At 46.9% G+C, this 16,195-nt stretch carries 18 protein-coding genes; 5 read left to right on the top strand and 13 right to left on the bottom strand.

Going from position 1 to position 16,195, the window contains the following annotated elements:
* Positions 1–72: 72 nt before the first annotated feature.
* From ASG16_RS13720 to ASG16_RS13695, 6 genes are all read right to left on the bottom strand, one after another.
* Positions 73–561: a DUF2199 domain-containing protein gene (locus ASG16_RS13720; protein WP_056497212.1), complete on the bottom strand. Its 489-nt coding sequence runs from the start codon at positions 559–561 to the stop codon at positions 73–75.
* Positions 562–653: 92 nt separating this feature from the next.
* Positions 654–1,172, bottom strand: a complete 519-nt coding sequence (gene mobB, locus ASG16_RS13715) for a molybdopterin-guanine dinucleotide biosynthesis protein B (RefSeq protein ID WP_056497215.1) — start codon at positions 1,170–1,172, stop codon at positions 654–656.
* Between the two features lie 3 nt (positions 1,173–1,175).
* Positions 1,176–2,435: a molybdopterin molybdotransferase MoeA gene (locus ASG16_RS13710; protein WP_056497218.1), complete on the bottom strand. Its 1,260-nt coding sequence runs from the start codon at positions 2,433–2,435 to the stop codon at positions 1,176–1,178.
* A gap of 42 nt (positions 2,436–2,477) precedes the next feature.
* Positions 2,478–4,826, bottom strand: a complete 2,349-nt coding sequence (locus tag ASG16_RS13705) for an FdhF/YdeP family oxidoreductase (RefSeq protein ID WP_056497221.1) — start codon at positions 4,824–4,826, stop codon at positions 2,478–2,480.
* A gap of 194 nt (positions 4,827–5,020) precedes the next feature.
* Entirely contained in the window at positions 5,021–5,386 is a 366-nt protein-coding gene (locus ASG16_RS13700; protein ID WP_007722503.1) for a Na-translocating system protein MpsC family protein, read from the bottom strand.
* Between the two features lie 53 nt (positions 5,387–5,439).
* On the bottom strand, positions 5,440–6,714 hold the full coding sequence (locus ASG16_RS13695) for an L-lactate MFS transporter (RefSeq protein ID WP_304412535.1): 1,275 nt from the start codon (positions 6,712–6,714) through the stop codon (positions 5,440–5,442).
* Between the two features lie 401 nt (positions 6,715–7,115).
* On the opposite strand from ASG16_RS13695, the gene fdhD reads away from it, so the two are divergent.
* Both fdhD and ASG16_RS30590 read left to right on the top strand, forming a co-directional pair.
* Positions 7,116–7,913, top strand: a complete 798-nt coding sequence (fdhD, locus tag ASG16_RS13690; protein ID WP_056497227.1) for a formate dehydrogenase accessory sulfurtransferase FdhD — start codon at positions 7,116–7,118, stop codon at positions 7,911–7,913.
* Between the two features lie 109 nt (positions 7,914–8,022).
* Positions 8,023–8,568: a hypothetical protein gene (locus tag ASG16_RS30590; protein WP_056497231.1), complete on the top strand. Its 546-nt coding sequence runs from the start codon at positions 8,023–8,025 to the stop codon at positions 8,566–8,568.
* Between the two features lie 97 nt (positions 8,569–8,665).
* On the opposite strand, the gene mobA is transcribed toward ASG16_RS30590, so the two are convergent.
* Positions 8,666–9,298 (bottom strand): molybdenum cofactor guanylyltransferase, encoded by a 633-nt coding sequence (gene mobA, locus ASG16_RS13675; RefSeq protein ID WP_056497234.1) that lies wholly within the window; start codon positions 9,296–9,298, stop codon positions 8,666–8,668.
* Between the two features lie 87 nt (positions 9,299–9,385).
* Here mobA and ASG16_RS13670 point away from each other — a divergent pair, with 87 nt between their 5' ends.
* Positions 9,386–9,823, top strand: coding sequence for a Dps family protein (locus tag ASG16_RS13670; protein ID WP_056497237.1), 438 nt, complete (start codon positions 9,386–9,388; stop codon positions 9,821–9,823).
* Positions 9,824–9,921: 98 nt separating this feature from the next.
* On the opposite strand, the gene ASG16_RS13665 is transcribed toward ASG16_RS13670, so the two are convergent.
* The 6 genes from ASG16_RS13665 to ASG16_RS13640 form a co-directional block, all read right to left on the bottom strand.
* Positions 9,922–10,383: a hypothetical protein gene (locus tag ASG16_RS13665; protein WP_048031503.1), complete on the bottom strand. Its 462-nt coding sequence runs from the start codon at positions 10,381–10,383 to the stop codon at positions 9,922–9,924.
* A 177-nt stretch (positions 10,384–10,560) separates the two neighbouring features.
* Complete coding sequence (locus tag ASG16_RS13660) at positions 10,561–10,941, bottom strand: hypothetical protein (RefSeq protein WP_056497240.1); 381 nt, start codon at positions 10,939–10,941, stop codon at positions 10,561–10,563.
* A gap of 207 nt (positions 10,942–11,148) precedes the next feature.
* Positions 11,149–12,315, bottom strand: coding sequence for a dicarboxylate/amino acid:cation symporter (locus tag ASG16_RS13655; RefSeq protein ID WP_056497242.1), 1,167 nt, complete (start codon positions 12,313–12,315; stop codon positions 11,149–11,151).
* A gap of 189 nt (positions 12,316–12,504) precedes the next feature.
* The gene (locus tag ASG16_RS13650; protein WP_056497245.1) at positions 12,505–13,437 is read right to left on the bottom strand and encodes a YobF C-terminal domain-containing protein; all 933 of its coding nucleotides are present in this window, start codon (positions 13,435–13,437) and stop codon (positions 12,505–12,507) included.
* Between the two features lie 94 nt (positions 13,438–13,531).
* On the bottom strand, positions 13,532–14,509 hold the full coding sequence (locus tag ASG16_RS13645) for a homoserine kinase (protein ID WP_056497248.1): 978 nt from the start codon (positions 14,507–14,509) through the stop codon (positions 13,532–13,534).
* Between the two features lie 236 nt (positions 14,510–14,745).
* Positions 14,746–14,940 carry a BhlA/UviB family holin-like peptide gene (locus ASG16_RS13640; protein WP_012684855.1) on the bottom strand — a complete coding sequence of 65 codons (195 nt, stop codon included), beginning with the start codon at positions 14,938–14,940 and terminating at the stop codon, positions 14,746–14,748.
* A 180-nt stretch (positions 14,941–15,120) separates the two neighbouring features.
* Here ASG16_RS13640 and ASG16_RS13635 point away from each other — a divergent pair, with 180 nt between their 5' ends.
* Together ASG16_RS13635 and ASG16_RS13630 are read left to right on the top strand one after the other, a co-directional pair.
* Positions 15,121–15,567, top strand: coding sequence for a helix-turn-helix domain-containing protein (locus ASG16_RS13635; protein WP_048031497.1), 447 nt, complete (start codon positions 15,121–15,123; stop codon positions 15,565–15,567).
* A gap of 72 nt (positions 15,568–15,639) precedes the next feature.
* On the top strand, positions 15,640–16,164 hold the full coding sequence (locus ASG16_RS13630; protein WP_056497251.1) for an ImmA/IrrE family metallo-endopeptidase: 525 nt from the start codon (positions 15,640–15,642) through the stop codon (positions 16,162–16,164).
* The last annotated feature ends 31 nt before the right edge of the window (positions 16,165–16,195 follow it).

The following is a 16,195-nucleotide window of genomic DNA, read 5'->3' as shown; positions in this document are numbered from 1 at the left end:
ATCCATAACTTATCGTCTAAAGCATGAAAAACGAAAAAGCTGCCGGAACATCCCGGCAGCAGGCATTTCTTATTAGTCGGTATGATTGATTAAATGAGCAATTTCTTTCACTCTCTCCATTGTAATTCCTTCTCTTTGTTCAACTGCAAGTGGATGATTCGTATGTTCTAATTCTATTAAGGGAACCGCACCAACTTCTTGTGTATGTACCCATGTCTTTAAGGATAGGGTAGTTTCTGGATAGATGGAAAGTTCAGTCGATAACCAACCAAAATAAGGTTCTTCATTTTCTCTTCCTTCTACGTGCAGCAATTCATTCGATCTCAAAAAGTTTTCTTCACTAAGAGAAACCCAAACACTCCATATCAATTTCTCATTTGTATCAATGATTGGTATTTCAATATGCCCTCTAATAAAGAAATGCTGTTCATCAATTACACAAAAGTCCCTGATTAATTCTGTTCGTTTCTCTTCTGGTACCATGTAAAAATAATGTGGCGCTTCTATTCCGTAACAGAAAGGAAGTTCATTTAATTCATTGTTACAGTGAGGGCATTTCATGTTTTTTGCTCCTTATCATTTCTCGCCGATTTTTTATTTACATTACCACATATTTCATTACATGGATTATCTGCCATGCTACAAAAAAAAGATCATCCCCAATCAAGCTGGAATGATCTCAATGTTTCCCTTACAAAATTAGCTATGTTGTCTATGTCATTAATATCGAAAAATGGCAACCCTGGCTGACGATTGTCTGACCATCCTACGATCCCTACCAAATTTGTAACAATTGATAAAAGCTCCTCATCTTCTGGCCTGCGAAGCAAAGCGAGCTTGGGATAGCCTTCACGCTTGAAGCCTTCTACCAAAACGAGCTGGGCCCCGGCATCTACCAAGCGCTGGACGAGGACGGACAGCTCCTGCGGTTTTTGCTCCACGATGGCTGTCTTCGTTTTGGATGTGATCGCGACTAGCGAGGCTCCGGCTTCACGATAACGCCACGTGTCCTTCCCTGGCTGATCCCACTCAAAATCGTGTCCGCCATCATGCTTGATGACCCCGACTCTTATCCCTGCTTTTTCGAGGATCGGAATGAGCTTGGTGAGCAACGTCGTCTTGCCACTGTTCGAATAACCGACAATCTGCAAAACACAAGGTGGCTTGACCATTTGCTATCCCTCTCTTCTCCAGGTTGGGGCAGCATGCGCGAGAACATCAACCAACTCTCCTGCTTTTTTCCCGCTTCCCCCGGCTGGTATGATCATAAAGCATTCGCTGTCCTTCAACGTCCCCAGATTCCCTGCCTTTTCATTGAAATCAGGGATCGCGTGCAAAACCCCATCTTTTTCGAGGAGCTTCCCTCGTAGGTAACGCGGGTATGGACAAGGCTTCGTATAATCGACGCCAAGTCTCGCCTTTATCACCTGTTGCACCACATGGGCTTCCCCCGAGATGCGACGAATGGCTGCTCGCGCAAATAGCTCAAACCCGAGAAAACAGGCACCAGGATTACCTGATAGAGCAATTAAAGGCTTGCCTTCCATGATCATGGCTGTCGTCGGGCTTCCCGGACGTATTGCGATCCGGTTGAACAAAAGCTCCACCTCAGGCTCATCCACTAAAGCCGCGATCACATCAAAATCCCCAACGGACACACCGCCGCTTGAAATGACCAAATCCACGCCCCGTAAAGATTCACTGATTTTCGCCTTTGCCACCGACAGATCATCCGGCAATCTTGAAAACGAAACAGGGATGCCCCCTGCCTCAGCAATCAAGGCAGTCAGCATCACTGTATTACTGTTGCGAATTTTGCCTGGAGCAAGCGGCTGATCAATCTCCAACAGCTCGCTTCCAGTCGAAATCAGACCGACACGCGGCTTGCAGTACACCTCAACCTGCGAATAGCCAAACGTAGCCAAACTGGCGAGAGTACCTGCGTTAATCCGCTCTCCCGCCTTTGCAATGATCGTTCCTGTGGCCATCTCTTCACCGCGACGCGATACATTTTCCCCAGGCTTCATCTCCCGCTTGATCCGTACGGTATCCGCCTCTTCGGCTGGGTTGTACGTTTGCTCAAACATGATGACCGCATCCGCACCCGCAGGCATCATCGCACCCGTCATGATCCGCGTAGCGTAGCCTTTTTCCAATTCTCTAGCAGGTACTTGCCCGGCCGCAACCGTCTCTAGCACTGTTAGCGTAATCGGGTGGTCAACGGAGGCCCCAACCGTATCCGCAGCTCTCACGGCAAACCCATCCAGCGGCGAGCGGTCAAAGTGCGGCAAATCGTATGTTGCACGTAGATCAGAGGCCAGTATCCGCCCGTATGCCTCTCCGATCTGCACTTGTTCCGTTCTCCCTGTCAGCAATTTTGCCAACAGCTTGCTCATCGCTTCTTCAACCGAGAGTGTTTGTCGCGAAAAACGCATGGCTTGTTCCTCCTAATCTTGACCACCCATTGCTGCAGCTCGTCAGCCGACGTTTACTTCCAAATCTTCTACTTCTCTCTCCACGTATTTCAAATCTTTGTTGGCGTGGAAAGTGTCCGCTTTTTCAACCTTCACGGCTGTATTGTATTCGGGAATACCTGCGTATGTCTCGTATACACCCTTTGGAATGAGTACGTTTCCTTCCGGCCAGTGTACTTGAATGTTGCCGCGTCTGGTGTCCTCGAATTTGGCACGTCCTTGGAACGTTCCATATTTATTGTAAACGACGATATTTTCGCCTTCTGCAATGCGCAGTTCTTTTGCATCCTCTGCATTGATCAGGATATCATAACGGTCCGCATTGTTGAACGGGTCTTTCTGGCTGTAAATCATCGAATTGAACTGCTTACCGCGACGAGTCGTTACATAGAAGTGTCCCTCTGGCTTGTTCAAATCTGGAATCTCAATCGGAATCAGATTCGCTCGGCCATCTTGTGTCGGGCATACGCCGCCTTCACACAACCATGCCCCGCCCCATTGGAAAACATCTCCGCGGTTTTTCAGATGCTGGATACCATCGTAGTTCGGATTCGCCTGGGCAATCTCTGCACGAATTTCAGATGCGCTTGAGAAGTGCATCAGATGCTTTTTCTCTGGATTTACCCGTGCCGCCAGATCTACGTAAATCTCCCATTCCGAACGCGCTTCTTCAATACGTGGCCCTTCCACTTCGGCACTGAAGTAGACCATACGCTCTGTACTTGTGGAAGTACCGCCACCCGGCTGCTCGTATCGAGTCATTGCTGGCAGTACGATTACTTCTTCCTTCGCGTCCACCAATGTAGATGTATTGAAAATGATGTCCTGGTGTACACGCACTTCTATGCTCTCCAAGCATTTTTGCATGAAGTCCGGGTCTGGCATCGTCTCCAGGAAGTTGCCGCCACTCGTATAGAACAATCTGGTCTTGCGCTCGTGCCCATCTGGCAACACGGCATTCTCCAAAGAAATACCGACGATATCTCCTTGCCATTTCGGTATTGGGAAATTCCAAATTTTTTCAATGCGGTTCCAGGTTTTTTCTTCAAAATCTCCACCTGGCAAGCTGAACGGATCGGCACCCATTTCTCCAGAGCCCTGTACGCCGGAGTGTCCGCGAATCGGCATGAGACCAGTGTGCTTGCGACCCAAAAACCCACGAAGGATGGCCAGATTGGCTACTTGAGAAATATTGTCCGTACCGAATTTGTGCTGGGTCAGACCCATACTCCATACGAATACACCATTTTTGGAGTTGGCGAGCAGTTGCGCGAATTCTTTGATACGCTCGCGGCTGAGACCGGAGGATTCTACGATCTTCTCCCACGATTCATTCATCACATGCTTGCGCAGCTCTTCGATTCCGTTCGCGTGCTCCTTGATGAATTCATGGTTGATCGCAGAGCCTGGCTTGGCTTCCTCCATCTCGAACCAAATCTTCATCACGCCGTTCATGAATGCGATGTCGCCGCCAATGTTCACTTGGTAGAAATCGTCCGCAATCTTCGTTCCGAACAAAGCACTATCCGGTACAGATGGAATCCAGTACTTCTCCATCGCTGGCTCTTTGTACGGGTTGATCAGGATGATTTTCGTTCCTGCTTTTTTCGCAGCATACATGTATTTCGTCGATACAGGCTGGTTGTTACCTGGTACAGAGCCCCAGAATACGAGCACGTCGGTACCGATCCAATCCTGATAGTTACAGCTCGATGCACCAATACCAACCGAACGCTTCAATGCTGTCTTACTCGGCGAGTGACATATTCGCGATGCGTTGTCGATGTTGTTGGTTCCGAGGAAACGAGCCATTTTAGCTGCCGTGTAATATACCTCGTTGGTAATCCCACGAGCGGTCAAGAAAAAGGCTAACTGTTTCGGGCTGATGTTTTTGATTTTTCTCGCGATGCGGTTTAACGCTTCATCCCAGCTAATGCGGGTGAACTTGTTTTCGCCTGGCTTTCTTGAAAGCGGATACGGAATTCTTCCCAGCTTGCGTAATTCTTCGCTAGACAGCTTGCGCAGCGCATTCACGTCTTCAAACCATTTGGCATCCATGGCAGGCATGGTATTGAGGCGCAGTACGTTCAGTCGTGTAGTGCACAAATGCGGACCAGTCAACGTCTGATCGTAGAGACCGGATACGCCGAGAGCGCAGCCATCACATACCCCTTGCGTCAAAATGCGATAGGCATACCCCAAATTATCGCGATTGTCATAGGCCACCTTCATCGTATCGCGAATGTGATGCGGTTTGATTTTTCCGAGTCCCATCGGCATTAGTGAAGCCCATAAGGAAGGCTTCCACGAAGTATCCAGCTTAATTGGTCCGCCATGCTTGGTCTTGCCCATTTCTTTTGTCTCCCCTCTAATAAACTCCATTGAGACGAAAAAACCACCATGAAACCGTCCCTTGTCCTATAGGAAAAGAGCGTGTTCACGGTGGTTGTCTACGGCAGGTTCGCTACCTAGTCTCAACTTCGTGTTTGCTTTTGCGAATTCCGTTACGTCTAAGCCGGTGAACAGGAACGCTGCTTCGTTTAGACTTACGGTTCGTTTTTCATTCTTTTTTCGATGTCTTGATCAAAAACAAAGATCGACATTCCAAAATCCCGTTCAATGTCAATATCGACGAATAGATCAACGAGTTTTGCTCCAAGAAACGCTTCCATGTCAACTGGCTGGTGTTTCCGATAGATCTCTTTGACCATTTCGGTTCGGGCAGCTCGTAATGTCTGCTTTCCGTCTTCCGAAGTGGCGATGAACTTTTCCACCGGAGAAAGGTTGCCTTCCATCTCGCAAATCGCCCAGTTCTTGCAGAACGTGGTGCTGATCTTGCTAGGTCCCTTTCCCATATGGCGCTTTCGGAAAGCCCTGACCAAATTACTGAATTCTGCTTCGAACTTATTCATCGAGGAAAATCACCTTTACTTCAAATCATTCTCTACTTAAACTTTACCATTGATTAACTAGCCAATTCAACAGACTTTTCTCTTTGTTTGGCTTCTTCCTTTAGTTTTTTGATATCCAGACGAACTAATAGCGAGATCACGAGAGCGACAACGAACATCCCTGCGAAAACACTCATGGTTCCGGTATAGCTATCTGTCGTCTTGCGAACCCATGCTGCAAAGATCGGTCCTGCCAAGCCGGCAGCAGCCCATGCCGTCAAAATGTAGCCGTGAATCGCGCCCAATTGCTTCGTTCCAAACAAGTCACCAATGTAAGCCGGAATGGATGCAAAGCCACCACCGTAACAGGTCATAATGATAAACATCGCGACCATGAACAGGATTGGATTGGACATATTCGGTAACAGGAAGAACAATACCATTTGGATGGCAAAGAAAGCTGTATACGTATTTGGTCGTCCAATGAAATCAGACAGAGACGCCCATCCGATTCGTCCACCACCGTTGAACAAACCGTTTAGCCCTACCATGAGAGCTGCTGTTCCGACAGACATGCCCACCATTTCTTGCGCCATCGGCGATGCTACCGAAATAACGGCGATTCCACATGTCACGTTGATAAAAAGCATCAGCCACAGCCAGTAAAAACGGCGTGTCTTGATCGCTTCGTTGGCAGTTAATTGGCACAAATCCTTTTTGATTTGCTTGCTGCCAGCTGTTCCCTCAGCGGAAAATCCAGCCGGTACCCAACCTTTTGGAGGTGGAGCCAAATATTGAGCCGAAGCCAACATCACAACGAAATAAATAATACCTAAAATATAAAAGGTGTTCGCAATTCCTACATTTGCAATCAAAGCGTTCATAATTGGACTGGCAATCATGGAAGCAAAGCCGAAGCCCATAATCGCAAGACCTGTTGCTAGACCTCGGCGATCCGGAAACCATTTGACCAACGTCGAAACTGGCGTAATATAACCTACACCAAGACCAATACCGCCAAGTACGCCATAACACAAGTACAACAGAGGCAAACTGCTCAATTGAATCGCCAAGCCAGCCCCGACAGTTCCTACTCCAAAAAAGATAGATGCGAGAATGCCAGCTTTGCGTGGGCCATGCTTTTCAACATAATGACCGAGGAAGGCAGCAGACAGCCCCAAGAACAAGATCGCAATACTAAACGTAAATTGAACGTCTGGCAAGTCCCAGCCGAACTGCTCGGTAATTGGCTTGGTGAATACACTCCATGCGTATACCGATCCAATCGAGATGTGGATGCCTACCGCAGCCAACGCAATGAGCCAGCGGTTTTTCACTTTTTGTTCCAAATCATTCATCTCCTTCGCAATGGTCTTTAGCATGCTGTGGATCCATCAGCAGCCTTCTCGAAAAAAAGAAAAACTGCTGATTTCACCGACTCACCCAGGTCTCCACAAATGGAAACGAGGGCTACGATGAAACACAGCAGTTAATCATCAGCAGGAACGCTACATCAGCATCAACAAGCATTGTGTTCACTATGTAATTCGCTGCAAGGCTACAAAATAATCGGTGGCAGGGTCGCTGCTCCGTGTCAATCTGTCCTTACGCTATGAATACATGAAAAGACGAAAATTTTATGACACTTTTCATCTCACATAGTATACTACCATGTAAGCGTTCACTCGACAATATTTTCCTCACAAAATAGCCATGAAACCTTCATAAATTCGACAAAAAGGAGGCCCGTATGTCCGAACTAACCATCACCACCCGATTGCCCGTGTTGAAAATTTCGGCTGACCAGCATGGCTGGGAAGACGACGAAATCGTTACCGAGTACCCCCTCACGATTTTCCTTAATGATGAGGAATTCGCTACAATCGTATGTACCCCAGCCGACCTGGAAGAAATGGTCATTGGTTTTCTCGCAGCCGAGGGTGTCATCAAGAGCTACTCGGAAATCAAACAGCTTACGCTAAATGAGGCCCAAGGGTTTGCTTACGTTGATTTACATAAAGAAACGATTTTGTCGCAGAGCTTTTACTCCAAACGCAGAATTACTTCCTGTTGCGGAAAAAGCAGACAATCCTTTTACTTTTTTAGCGATGCGCGCACAGCAAAGCCCGTTGAAAGCACAACAATTGTCACTCCCGCTCAATGCATGCGCCTGATGAAAGAATTGCAAGCATCGTCTGAGATCCACCGCCAAACAGGTGGCGTCCACAATGCAGCCCTCTGTACACCGGATGAAATTTTGCTTCAGTACTCCGACATCGGACGTCACAATGCTCTCGACAAGATCTATGGGAAATGCTTGCGAGATAACATTTCCACCACGGACAAAATTCTTGTCTTCAGTGGACGCATCTCATCTGAGGTGCTACTCAAGGCTGCCAAAATTGGCGCTGGCATCATTTTGTCCAAGTCCGCTCCAACTGATCTCGCCCTGCAATTGGCAGATGAACTGAAGCTCACCGCAGTCGGATTTATCCGCAATGACAAAATGAACGTGTATACACAAGCAAAGAGAATCCTCCTACCTTAAAGGAGGATTCGGATTCAGTCAAAAGCGGGACAAGCTCAGAGCCTTCCCGCTTTTGATTGTTTGTCTCATCTGGTAAAGCCTGAGATAGCCTCTCGGGTTTTTGTTCTTTGTGCGTGGGAATTTTTTATTTGCAGCAGCAGTGTTTCTTTTTGTGATGCTTGCAGTGATCGTCATCATCTTCGTCCTCGTCATCTTCTTCATCTTTGTCTTTGTCTTCGTCGTCGTCCTCTTCTTCGTCTTCATCATCTATCTCATGTTTCTTGCACCAGTGGTGGTCATGTTTTTTAAAGCATTTGCAATCATGTTGCTTGCAACAACAGCAGTGATCGTGGCAATGTTCATGCTTTTTGCAGCAGCAATGCGGCTCATCGTAATGACTCTGTTTTTTGCAGCAGCATTGAGGCTCGTAGTAATCGTCGTGTTTCTTGCAGCAGCAGTAGTGGTCGTAATACGTGTCGTGCTTTTTGCCACAGCAGTGGTGGTCGTAATACTTGTCGTGTTTTTTGCCGCAGCAGTGGTGGTCGTAATACTTGTCGTGTTTTTTGCTGCAACAGTGGTGGTCGTTTTTGTCGACTTTTTTGCAACAACAGTGGTGACCGTGGTGTTTGCCCTGTTTTTTGCACTTTCTTGTCATTGCGCTCCCTCCTTTCGTTAGCCATCACTACTATTCATACGGTTTGTCCAGAGAAACGCTTGTATGATAGCCCTCTATGAAAAGCCCCTTTTTTCCAAACAAAAAAACAGGACATACCTTAAGCATGTCCTGTCTTTCTGCGTTTTTCTTCAAGTTTAGCCTGTTCGTACTCTTCAGGCGTGTTGACATTAAAAGCAGCCCAAGGGTCCAACCATTCATCAGGCAAGGGCACCACGCGCAGTTCATCTAATGTCCGCATCAGTTTTCGCTGTCCATGCAACAACGCCTGCTCCCAATTAGTCTGCGTTCTCCGATGGTACACAGCACATAATGGATGGATTCGTCCCTCTGATTGGGCGACAATCACGTCCCAATCGTTTCTCTCTCTCGCAAATTCAATGAGTCTGGCGATTTGCTCACGATCCATAAAAGGAAGGTCACAGGATAGCACCAGCAAAGCATCCTCGGAACTTACGCGAAAGGCAGTAACCAGTCCACTTACAGGACCGCAGGATGGTACCAGGTCAGGTGTAATTGTGACGGGCTGTTCATCAATTTGTTCCTTTTGTGTCACTTGAGTGTCCGAAAAATCGTTCGCTACAATGAAACAAGACAAGGCAGCCGCCTGTATTTCTTTTACCAGCTCTGTTAAAAAGGTTCCGTCCCTCCACGGTAAGTTTTGCTTTGGCGAGCCCATTCTACTGCTTTTTCCGCCCGCTAAAATAACCGCACCGATACGCAACTGCTGCATAAATTTCCTCCTGGGTGTTGACAATACTTCTTATTAGTTTATAATAAATTTAACAAAAGAATTATTATAAATAAGGAGAGATTCTCGATGGAAAACACACTCTATAGCGCATTAAATAAACAAGTGGCGAACTGGACAGTCCTCTATACGAAACTACACAATTTTCACTGGAATGTAAAAGGACCTCATTTCTTTACGCTCCACGCAAAATTTGAGGAATTGTACAACGAAGCAGCAGCGAATCTTGATTCCCTTGCTGAACGTGTCCTCTCCATCGGTGGAAAGCCTGTAGCGACTTTGGCTGCATGTCTGAACACAGCGAGCATCACCGAAGCAGAAGGAAGCGAAACAGCCGAGCAAATGGTAGAAACGATCGCGAGAGACTTCGCCATTCTCGTAGACGAGCTGAAGCTGGCTATGGAAACGGCGGACCAAGCCGACGATGAAGCGACAGCCGATATGCTGTTGGGAATCCGCAGTAGCCTGGAAAAACACATTTGGATGCTCAAATCCTTCTTGCAATAAGCAAGTAAATCAATAGACACCAAAAGGCGATTGTGCATAGACACATCGCCTTTTTGGGGTCTTGTCTCCCGTGAAACTGCCTATCTCACCCTGGTTGCCTAGAGTGAAAAAATCAGTTTCCGCCCGTCCTTTTCTACTTTTACTTGGGGTAGATACTTTAATGACTTCTGTACACCTATGTAGGGACTCGCAAACTCTACCTGGTGCCGTGCTTTCAACACGGAACAGAGATCAGCCAATGACATCGGAGACATCGCTTCCCTCAACAGGTTTTCGATGTGCTTTGCAACTTCCAAATAATCGTGACGGATGTGCGCCTTTCTCACCTTCATACGCTTCATCAGATCATCGGAAAATTCCTCTGTCGACATAGCTGTATCTTCTGAGCTTTCATCGTCTCCGATCCCGGCTTCGTTATCCAACTCGCGAATGCGGCTCAAAAGCTGCTTGATGTCAGCTCCCAACTGCTTGTCCTGATCGACATACTGTCGACGCAGTGCCATACGCTGCTCTAGCATGGCCTGCAATGTCATTTGTAACGCTTTCCGTTCGTTAAACATTGCGTTATGTATTCCCCTTTTCGCAAAAAGTAGAATGATGAAATTATACCCAATGATAATATAATTCTCACTAGTTGGAAATGGGAAATTGAAGTGCCCAATTTAGCAACTAAAAATAGCTTTTTACAAAGCCGTAATCTGCTTTTGTAAAAAGCTATTTGCATTTTTTCAAAGATATTACAGATTGTTCAATGAGAGAGTGTAATCAGACTTTCCAACAGACCAAAGTCTTATATAGTATGTTTCACCAGCGACTACATCGAATTCTGCTTCACCAGAAGTCTCTGCAAGGCTGGTAGTTTTATCTGAAGCCCACACAACGTATGGAACTACTCCTTGGGTCTTATTTTTAAGGCTCGTTCTCATTTTTCCGGTTTGATTTGCTACAAAAACAAAAGTATCCCAATCACCGCTCTCCCCTTGACCTAAGATAGAAGAGTTAATCTCCAAAGTATCCGCCGTTTCAAAGGTATCGTTAGGCTCTGTTTCTGTATTCGCAGCAAGTGCAGATGAGGATAGTGCAAATACTAGTGTCAATGCGAGTAAGATTTTTTTCACAATGAGCGCCTCCTATATTATGGAATAATTGGAATGTACCATTTTATTCAATTTTTGTCAAAACATAATGTTTTTTGCCTATATTTGTTGTTTCGTGTGGACTCTCATAAAAATTTGTCGAGGTATAGCATAACCAACAGAATCCAACAAAAAAGACCCATCCAAAAATGGACAGGTCTCGTTCCCCTACGTATTTCTATTACATCATCAAGCTGCTTTCTCTTCACTCAATCGATCCGTAATCACCGCAATCGCACCATCACCGGTTACATTACAAGCGGTACCGAAGCTATCTTGAGCGATGTACAGCGCAATCATCAACGAAGTCAACGTGGTAGTAAATCCGAGCATGGACTCCATCAATCCGAGTGCCGCCATGACTGCTCCGCCCGGCACACCTGGTGCGGCGATCATCGTTACGCCCAGCATCAAGATGAACGGAAACATCACGCCAAAGGATGTCGTCATGTCATTTAGCATCATGACTGCCATGGAACAGCTGACAAGCGTAATCGTGCTTCCGGAAAGATGAATCGTCGCACAGAGTGGAACGACGAAATCCGCGATCTTTTCGCTCACACCGTTTTTCTTGGTCTGGCTCAGTGTCACAGGAATGGTGGCTGCCGATGATTGTGTTCCAATCGCTGTGAAGTAAGCGGGAAGCATATTTTTCAGCAGCGTGAATGGGTTTTTGCGTCCCATCTGGCCCGCTATCAAGTACTGCACGAACAGATAGAATAGATGCAAGGCAATAATCATAACGAAAACTTTAACAAACACGGACAAAATCATCGTGACCTGTCCACCATAGGTCAGGTTGGAAAATACAGACAGGATATGTAATGGAAGCAACGGGATAATGACGGAAGCGATTAGCTTCTCTACGATATCTCTCAAGTCTACCATCACCTTTTGCAGGGCGTTCCCCTTGATGACAGTCGCTCCAAGACCAAGGGTGAAGGCGAGCAACAATGCTGTCATCACACCTACAATCGGCGGCATGTCCACAGTAAAGAACGGCTTTACCAGTGCTTCCTCCGGATTGGCATACTGATTCACCAGTCCACCTACCTCAAGAATGTGTGGAAAAATATTCGTACTGACCAAATAAGCGAGTGCTCCTGCAAGAATCGTAGACAAGTAAGCAACCCCTGTGGTTACCCCAAGTAAACGCCCTGCCCCTTTGCCCAGCTCACCAATGCCTGGCGCGATAAATCCAATGATAATCAACGGAATCGCAAATCCGAGGAAATTTCCAAATAGGCCACTAAATGTAGCCAATCCTTGCACAACCCAAATCGGCGAGATGGAGCCGATCCCGATCCCAAGGATAATGGCGATCAGAATTTTGGGTAGTAAACCTAGCTGTTTCATGACTTGAACCCCCGTTACGTGTTGTAAATTATGTCCACATGGAATGGACTATGTCTCTTTTACATGGACTAATGAATAACAAGGTAACACATCCGGGATGAGATTGTCATGAATCATAAAAAAGTAATAATATTTTAAATTAAAGAAAAACCCCCAATGAGCGTTGCTTACTCACTTGGGGGAACGATATTATTTGGCGCAAACCACTTGGCGAAATTCTTCTTCGATATCTGCCAGCACGCGCATGGCATCCGCGAGCTCTTTCTCATTCTTTTCTACGGTCAATGTGTGACACCGTCCGAATTGCTTTGCCTGCTTCTCTTTGATCGCCGCCAGTTCTGGCTCATGCTTCAGGAAAAATCCTGCGAAATCCATCGCTCGCCTCGCCCCTAGCTGGAAAGCAAAATAGGCTAAGTGGCCCATTTCCTCTGGCGTAAGTCCACCTTCCTCTTCCATCCGCTTCACTACACGCAAGATCGCTTCCTGTCCGTATAGGATCGAAGAGTTTTGTTCCGCCGCTGCGCTTTCCTGATAGATTCCTTTGTATAAACGAAGGGCATTTGCAACCAGCTCCTCCTCTGTCGGACTGCCTACACGCTTTGGTGCAGTCCAATAATGATAGGAAAAGAGGCCATCAAAAATTTTCTCAGCCTTCCACGCCAAGACAAACTGAGACAACGGCAGGCTGACAAAAGGAAAACCTGCTGGATCATGCACATAGATCGCTTGATCGTCCATCTCGTACGCAAGAACAAAGTGATCAGCGCCACCCAAATACTGAGCATTTGGGTTATACGTCAGGTAGCCCATATCAAGCGGTCCGAGCAACACGGGCCCCTTTTCCAAATCGCGCCGTAATTCCGCCAACGGTGGCTCGCCCTCCGCATCTCCTGATCTTTCCGTCCAACGAAAACCCAGCAGCTCTAGTGCATGACTGACACCACGGTCAGGGATCACTTGTCCGAAATAAATCACTTTCTGCTCCTCATACCAGGTAGCTCCGACTCCTACCCCGGAGAGCACTTCGAGTACGGCAGGAGCTACCTTCTCCCCAATTGTCTCCAAAAGCATTGATGATGAATTTGCGTAGCAGTAGTGGCCACTTCCGATGTACGGTAACATGCTTTTCTCCCTCTTTCTCGTCAATGTATGGCTTACCTATCATTGACTTCGGGTCGCATGCTTTTCTGACAACGTTTTGCAAAACACTTCTCGATCACGCGAAATATTTTTTAAAAAACTCCATCTTCTCATTCACGAAAGCTTCATCTGATTCGCTGCTACCCATGATATGAGGATCATGCATGCACAGCCCCATTAGCCACAATTGGCGAATACCTGTCATAAGCGACACCGCAGCCTGATCGTTTTCAGATAAGGGACGAACCTCGGTATATCCTTTTAGGAAAGCATTCCATAGCGACTCCACCAGTTCGTCATCTTCTTCGATCAATATTCGGCTCAGCTTGAAAGCAGCCAGATCATACGCCCGCCAACCATATCCACTCAGGTCGAAATCAAAGTGGGTATAGGTGTTGTCCTCACAAAAGTTCGTATTAAAATTCCCTTGAAGGTCTCCGTGACAAATCCCCCAGTCGAGTCCGGCACGGATATGCTCGTTCAGCTTGGCTTCCAGCTCAATCGCCAGCTTTTGGAGAAATTGAAAATCTTCCTTCCGATGCTGTAGACGTGGCTCAATGTTGGCTAACGGGTGATGAATCAGCGTCTCGGAGTCCCACACTTCGCGAGCTTGCTGTGTGGAAAAGCCTTCTGATTTTACATGCAGTTCGGCAACGGCTCTGCCGAATCGTTCGCTCAGTTCCTCGGTATCAATCTCCTGCTCCTTGCCCTCCGCAAAAGTGAACAGCACCCCAAAGCGATTGCCCTCTGCTGCTTGCAGTCTCAAGACATGCTTTCCTGAGCCGTCTGCAATTGGCACAGATACAGATACGCCTTGTCTGCTCAAATGGAGCAACAGTTCCATCTCGAAAGCGACTGCTGCTTCCTCTGTTCGCCAATCACTGCGATACAGCCTGAAAATTCGTTTTTGATCGATCGTCTTCACGAAGTACGTATCGTTCATGCCTCGAAGCATGTAGGAAACCGATTGTATGTGTTCGGTTGGATATGCTTCCTGAAGCACTTTCTGTAATGCTTTTTCACAGATGGTTGAGTAGACGACGGGTAAATGCATAGTCTTGCTGCTCCTTTTTGCTAAGTATTGGTAAGTTATTATGGATGACGTGTGAATGGGGAAAAGGACACAGCAAGAAAAAAGAAACCTTGAAGGGCTAAAGGCCGATCAAGGTCTGGTACAGGCTGCAACGATTTGTCCCCCTTGCTGAATAAGCTCTTCAAGGAATCGGGCAACATAAGTAATGGATTTGTATTCGTCACACTCATCAAAAGTTTTGATGTCAAAAAGAAGAGTTATTTCCTCACTTTTCCCTTGATCTCGCGCAATTCCTCGAGGATCAGATCGTATTTGTCGCTGTATTTGTCCAGCAAGTCCTGTAAACGCCCCTCGCGTTCTCGATTTGCCTTCATAATATAAAACAACAACCAGACAAACAAAGCAGCAAATGGCCCTTGCTGAAGTAATACGGTTGTTACTTGATCTTCCATGTTTGATCTCCCCTTTTGTCACTGTACAGAACGTGCGTTCCTACATCGTCCTTATCTGTATTTTGTACAAAAGGCTTGTACATAATTCGTTGAAATCAAAATTAATATCCATACTTTTCTTTTTCTCTTTCATTTAGTACAATAATTTTGTACATCCTCACAGGAAGGACTGGCACGCTCATGCTATCTCAGCGCTTACGCACAGCTCGTAAGACAAAAGGTCTGACCCAGGAAGAGTTGGCAGAGCATGTCTGCACGACCAAGGGGACGATCAGTAACTACGAGAACAACCACAGCACACCACCGAATGACATGCTGCGGCAATTGGCTGATGTGCTGGACGTCACGACCGATTGGTTGTTGGGCCGCACAGATGAAGTCACGGCCTATATTCTCCCCGCAACTGAGCAGACAAATCAACGTTCGTTGGACGAGCTCTTGCAGGAAAAGATCGATGACCCAGACGACTACTATTTCCTAGACGGATATCTGGACGCTTCAGAAGAGGAGAAAAAAGAAATTCGCCGCTACTGGTACGACTTGAAGAAACAGTGGAAAGTCCGTAAAGTACGCGAGGAACGACCTCCGTCTTTGTTTGATATCACGGAAGACATCAAAAAAAAATAACCCCAGAGCGGGGTTTTCTTTTCAGCGAGAAACAGAACGTACGTTCCTTACCATTCATTTAGGAGGTCCTTGATGCTTCACTCCCTTTTGAAAGAAATCTGCGAACCGCAAACATGGCTCGAGAGTCGCGTGTACTTGTTGCTTCAGCATCACGGCATCGACCAGCCCGAACAAATCGATCTGTATTTGCTGTGCGAGACGTACGGCATCGAGATCCATCGTATTTGCGGCAGAAGTCGTGCACACGCGCATCCCTTTTTGCCGGGACGTTATGTCATTGCGGTGGACGAACGACTCGATCTCGCTACCCAGCGGGTTAAAATCGCGCATGAACTCGGACATTTACTCCTTCATGAAGGCATTCAGCCCCAGAGCAGCGAATGGATGATTGACTGGCAAGAATCGCAAGCGAATCATTTTGCCGAGCATTTGCTGCTTCCCATCTACATGATGAGTCCCCTACTTGCCGATTGCTCGCGATACAACGCTCCGGCTATCATAGCTCAGCGCTTTCAGGTGCCGATGCCTCTTGCTCGTGCCCGTTTTGAGCGCATACTGAGCCGTCTGTATGCCAAAGGCTTTCCCGTCTATGGGTAATTGACAACGCTATTATCTAGGAGGCGATACC

The organism is Brevibacillus sp. Leaf182 (assembly GCF_001423865.2).
In the GTDB taxonomy this organism is placed as follows: Bacteria; Bacillota; Bacilli; order Brevibacillales; family Brevibacillaceae; genus Brevibacillus; species Brevibacillus brevis_C.
This window is presented reverse-complemented; position numbering and strand designations above follow the sequence as displayed.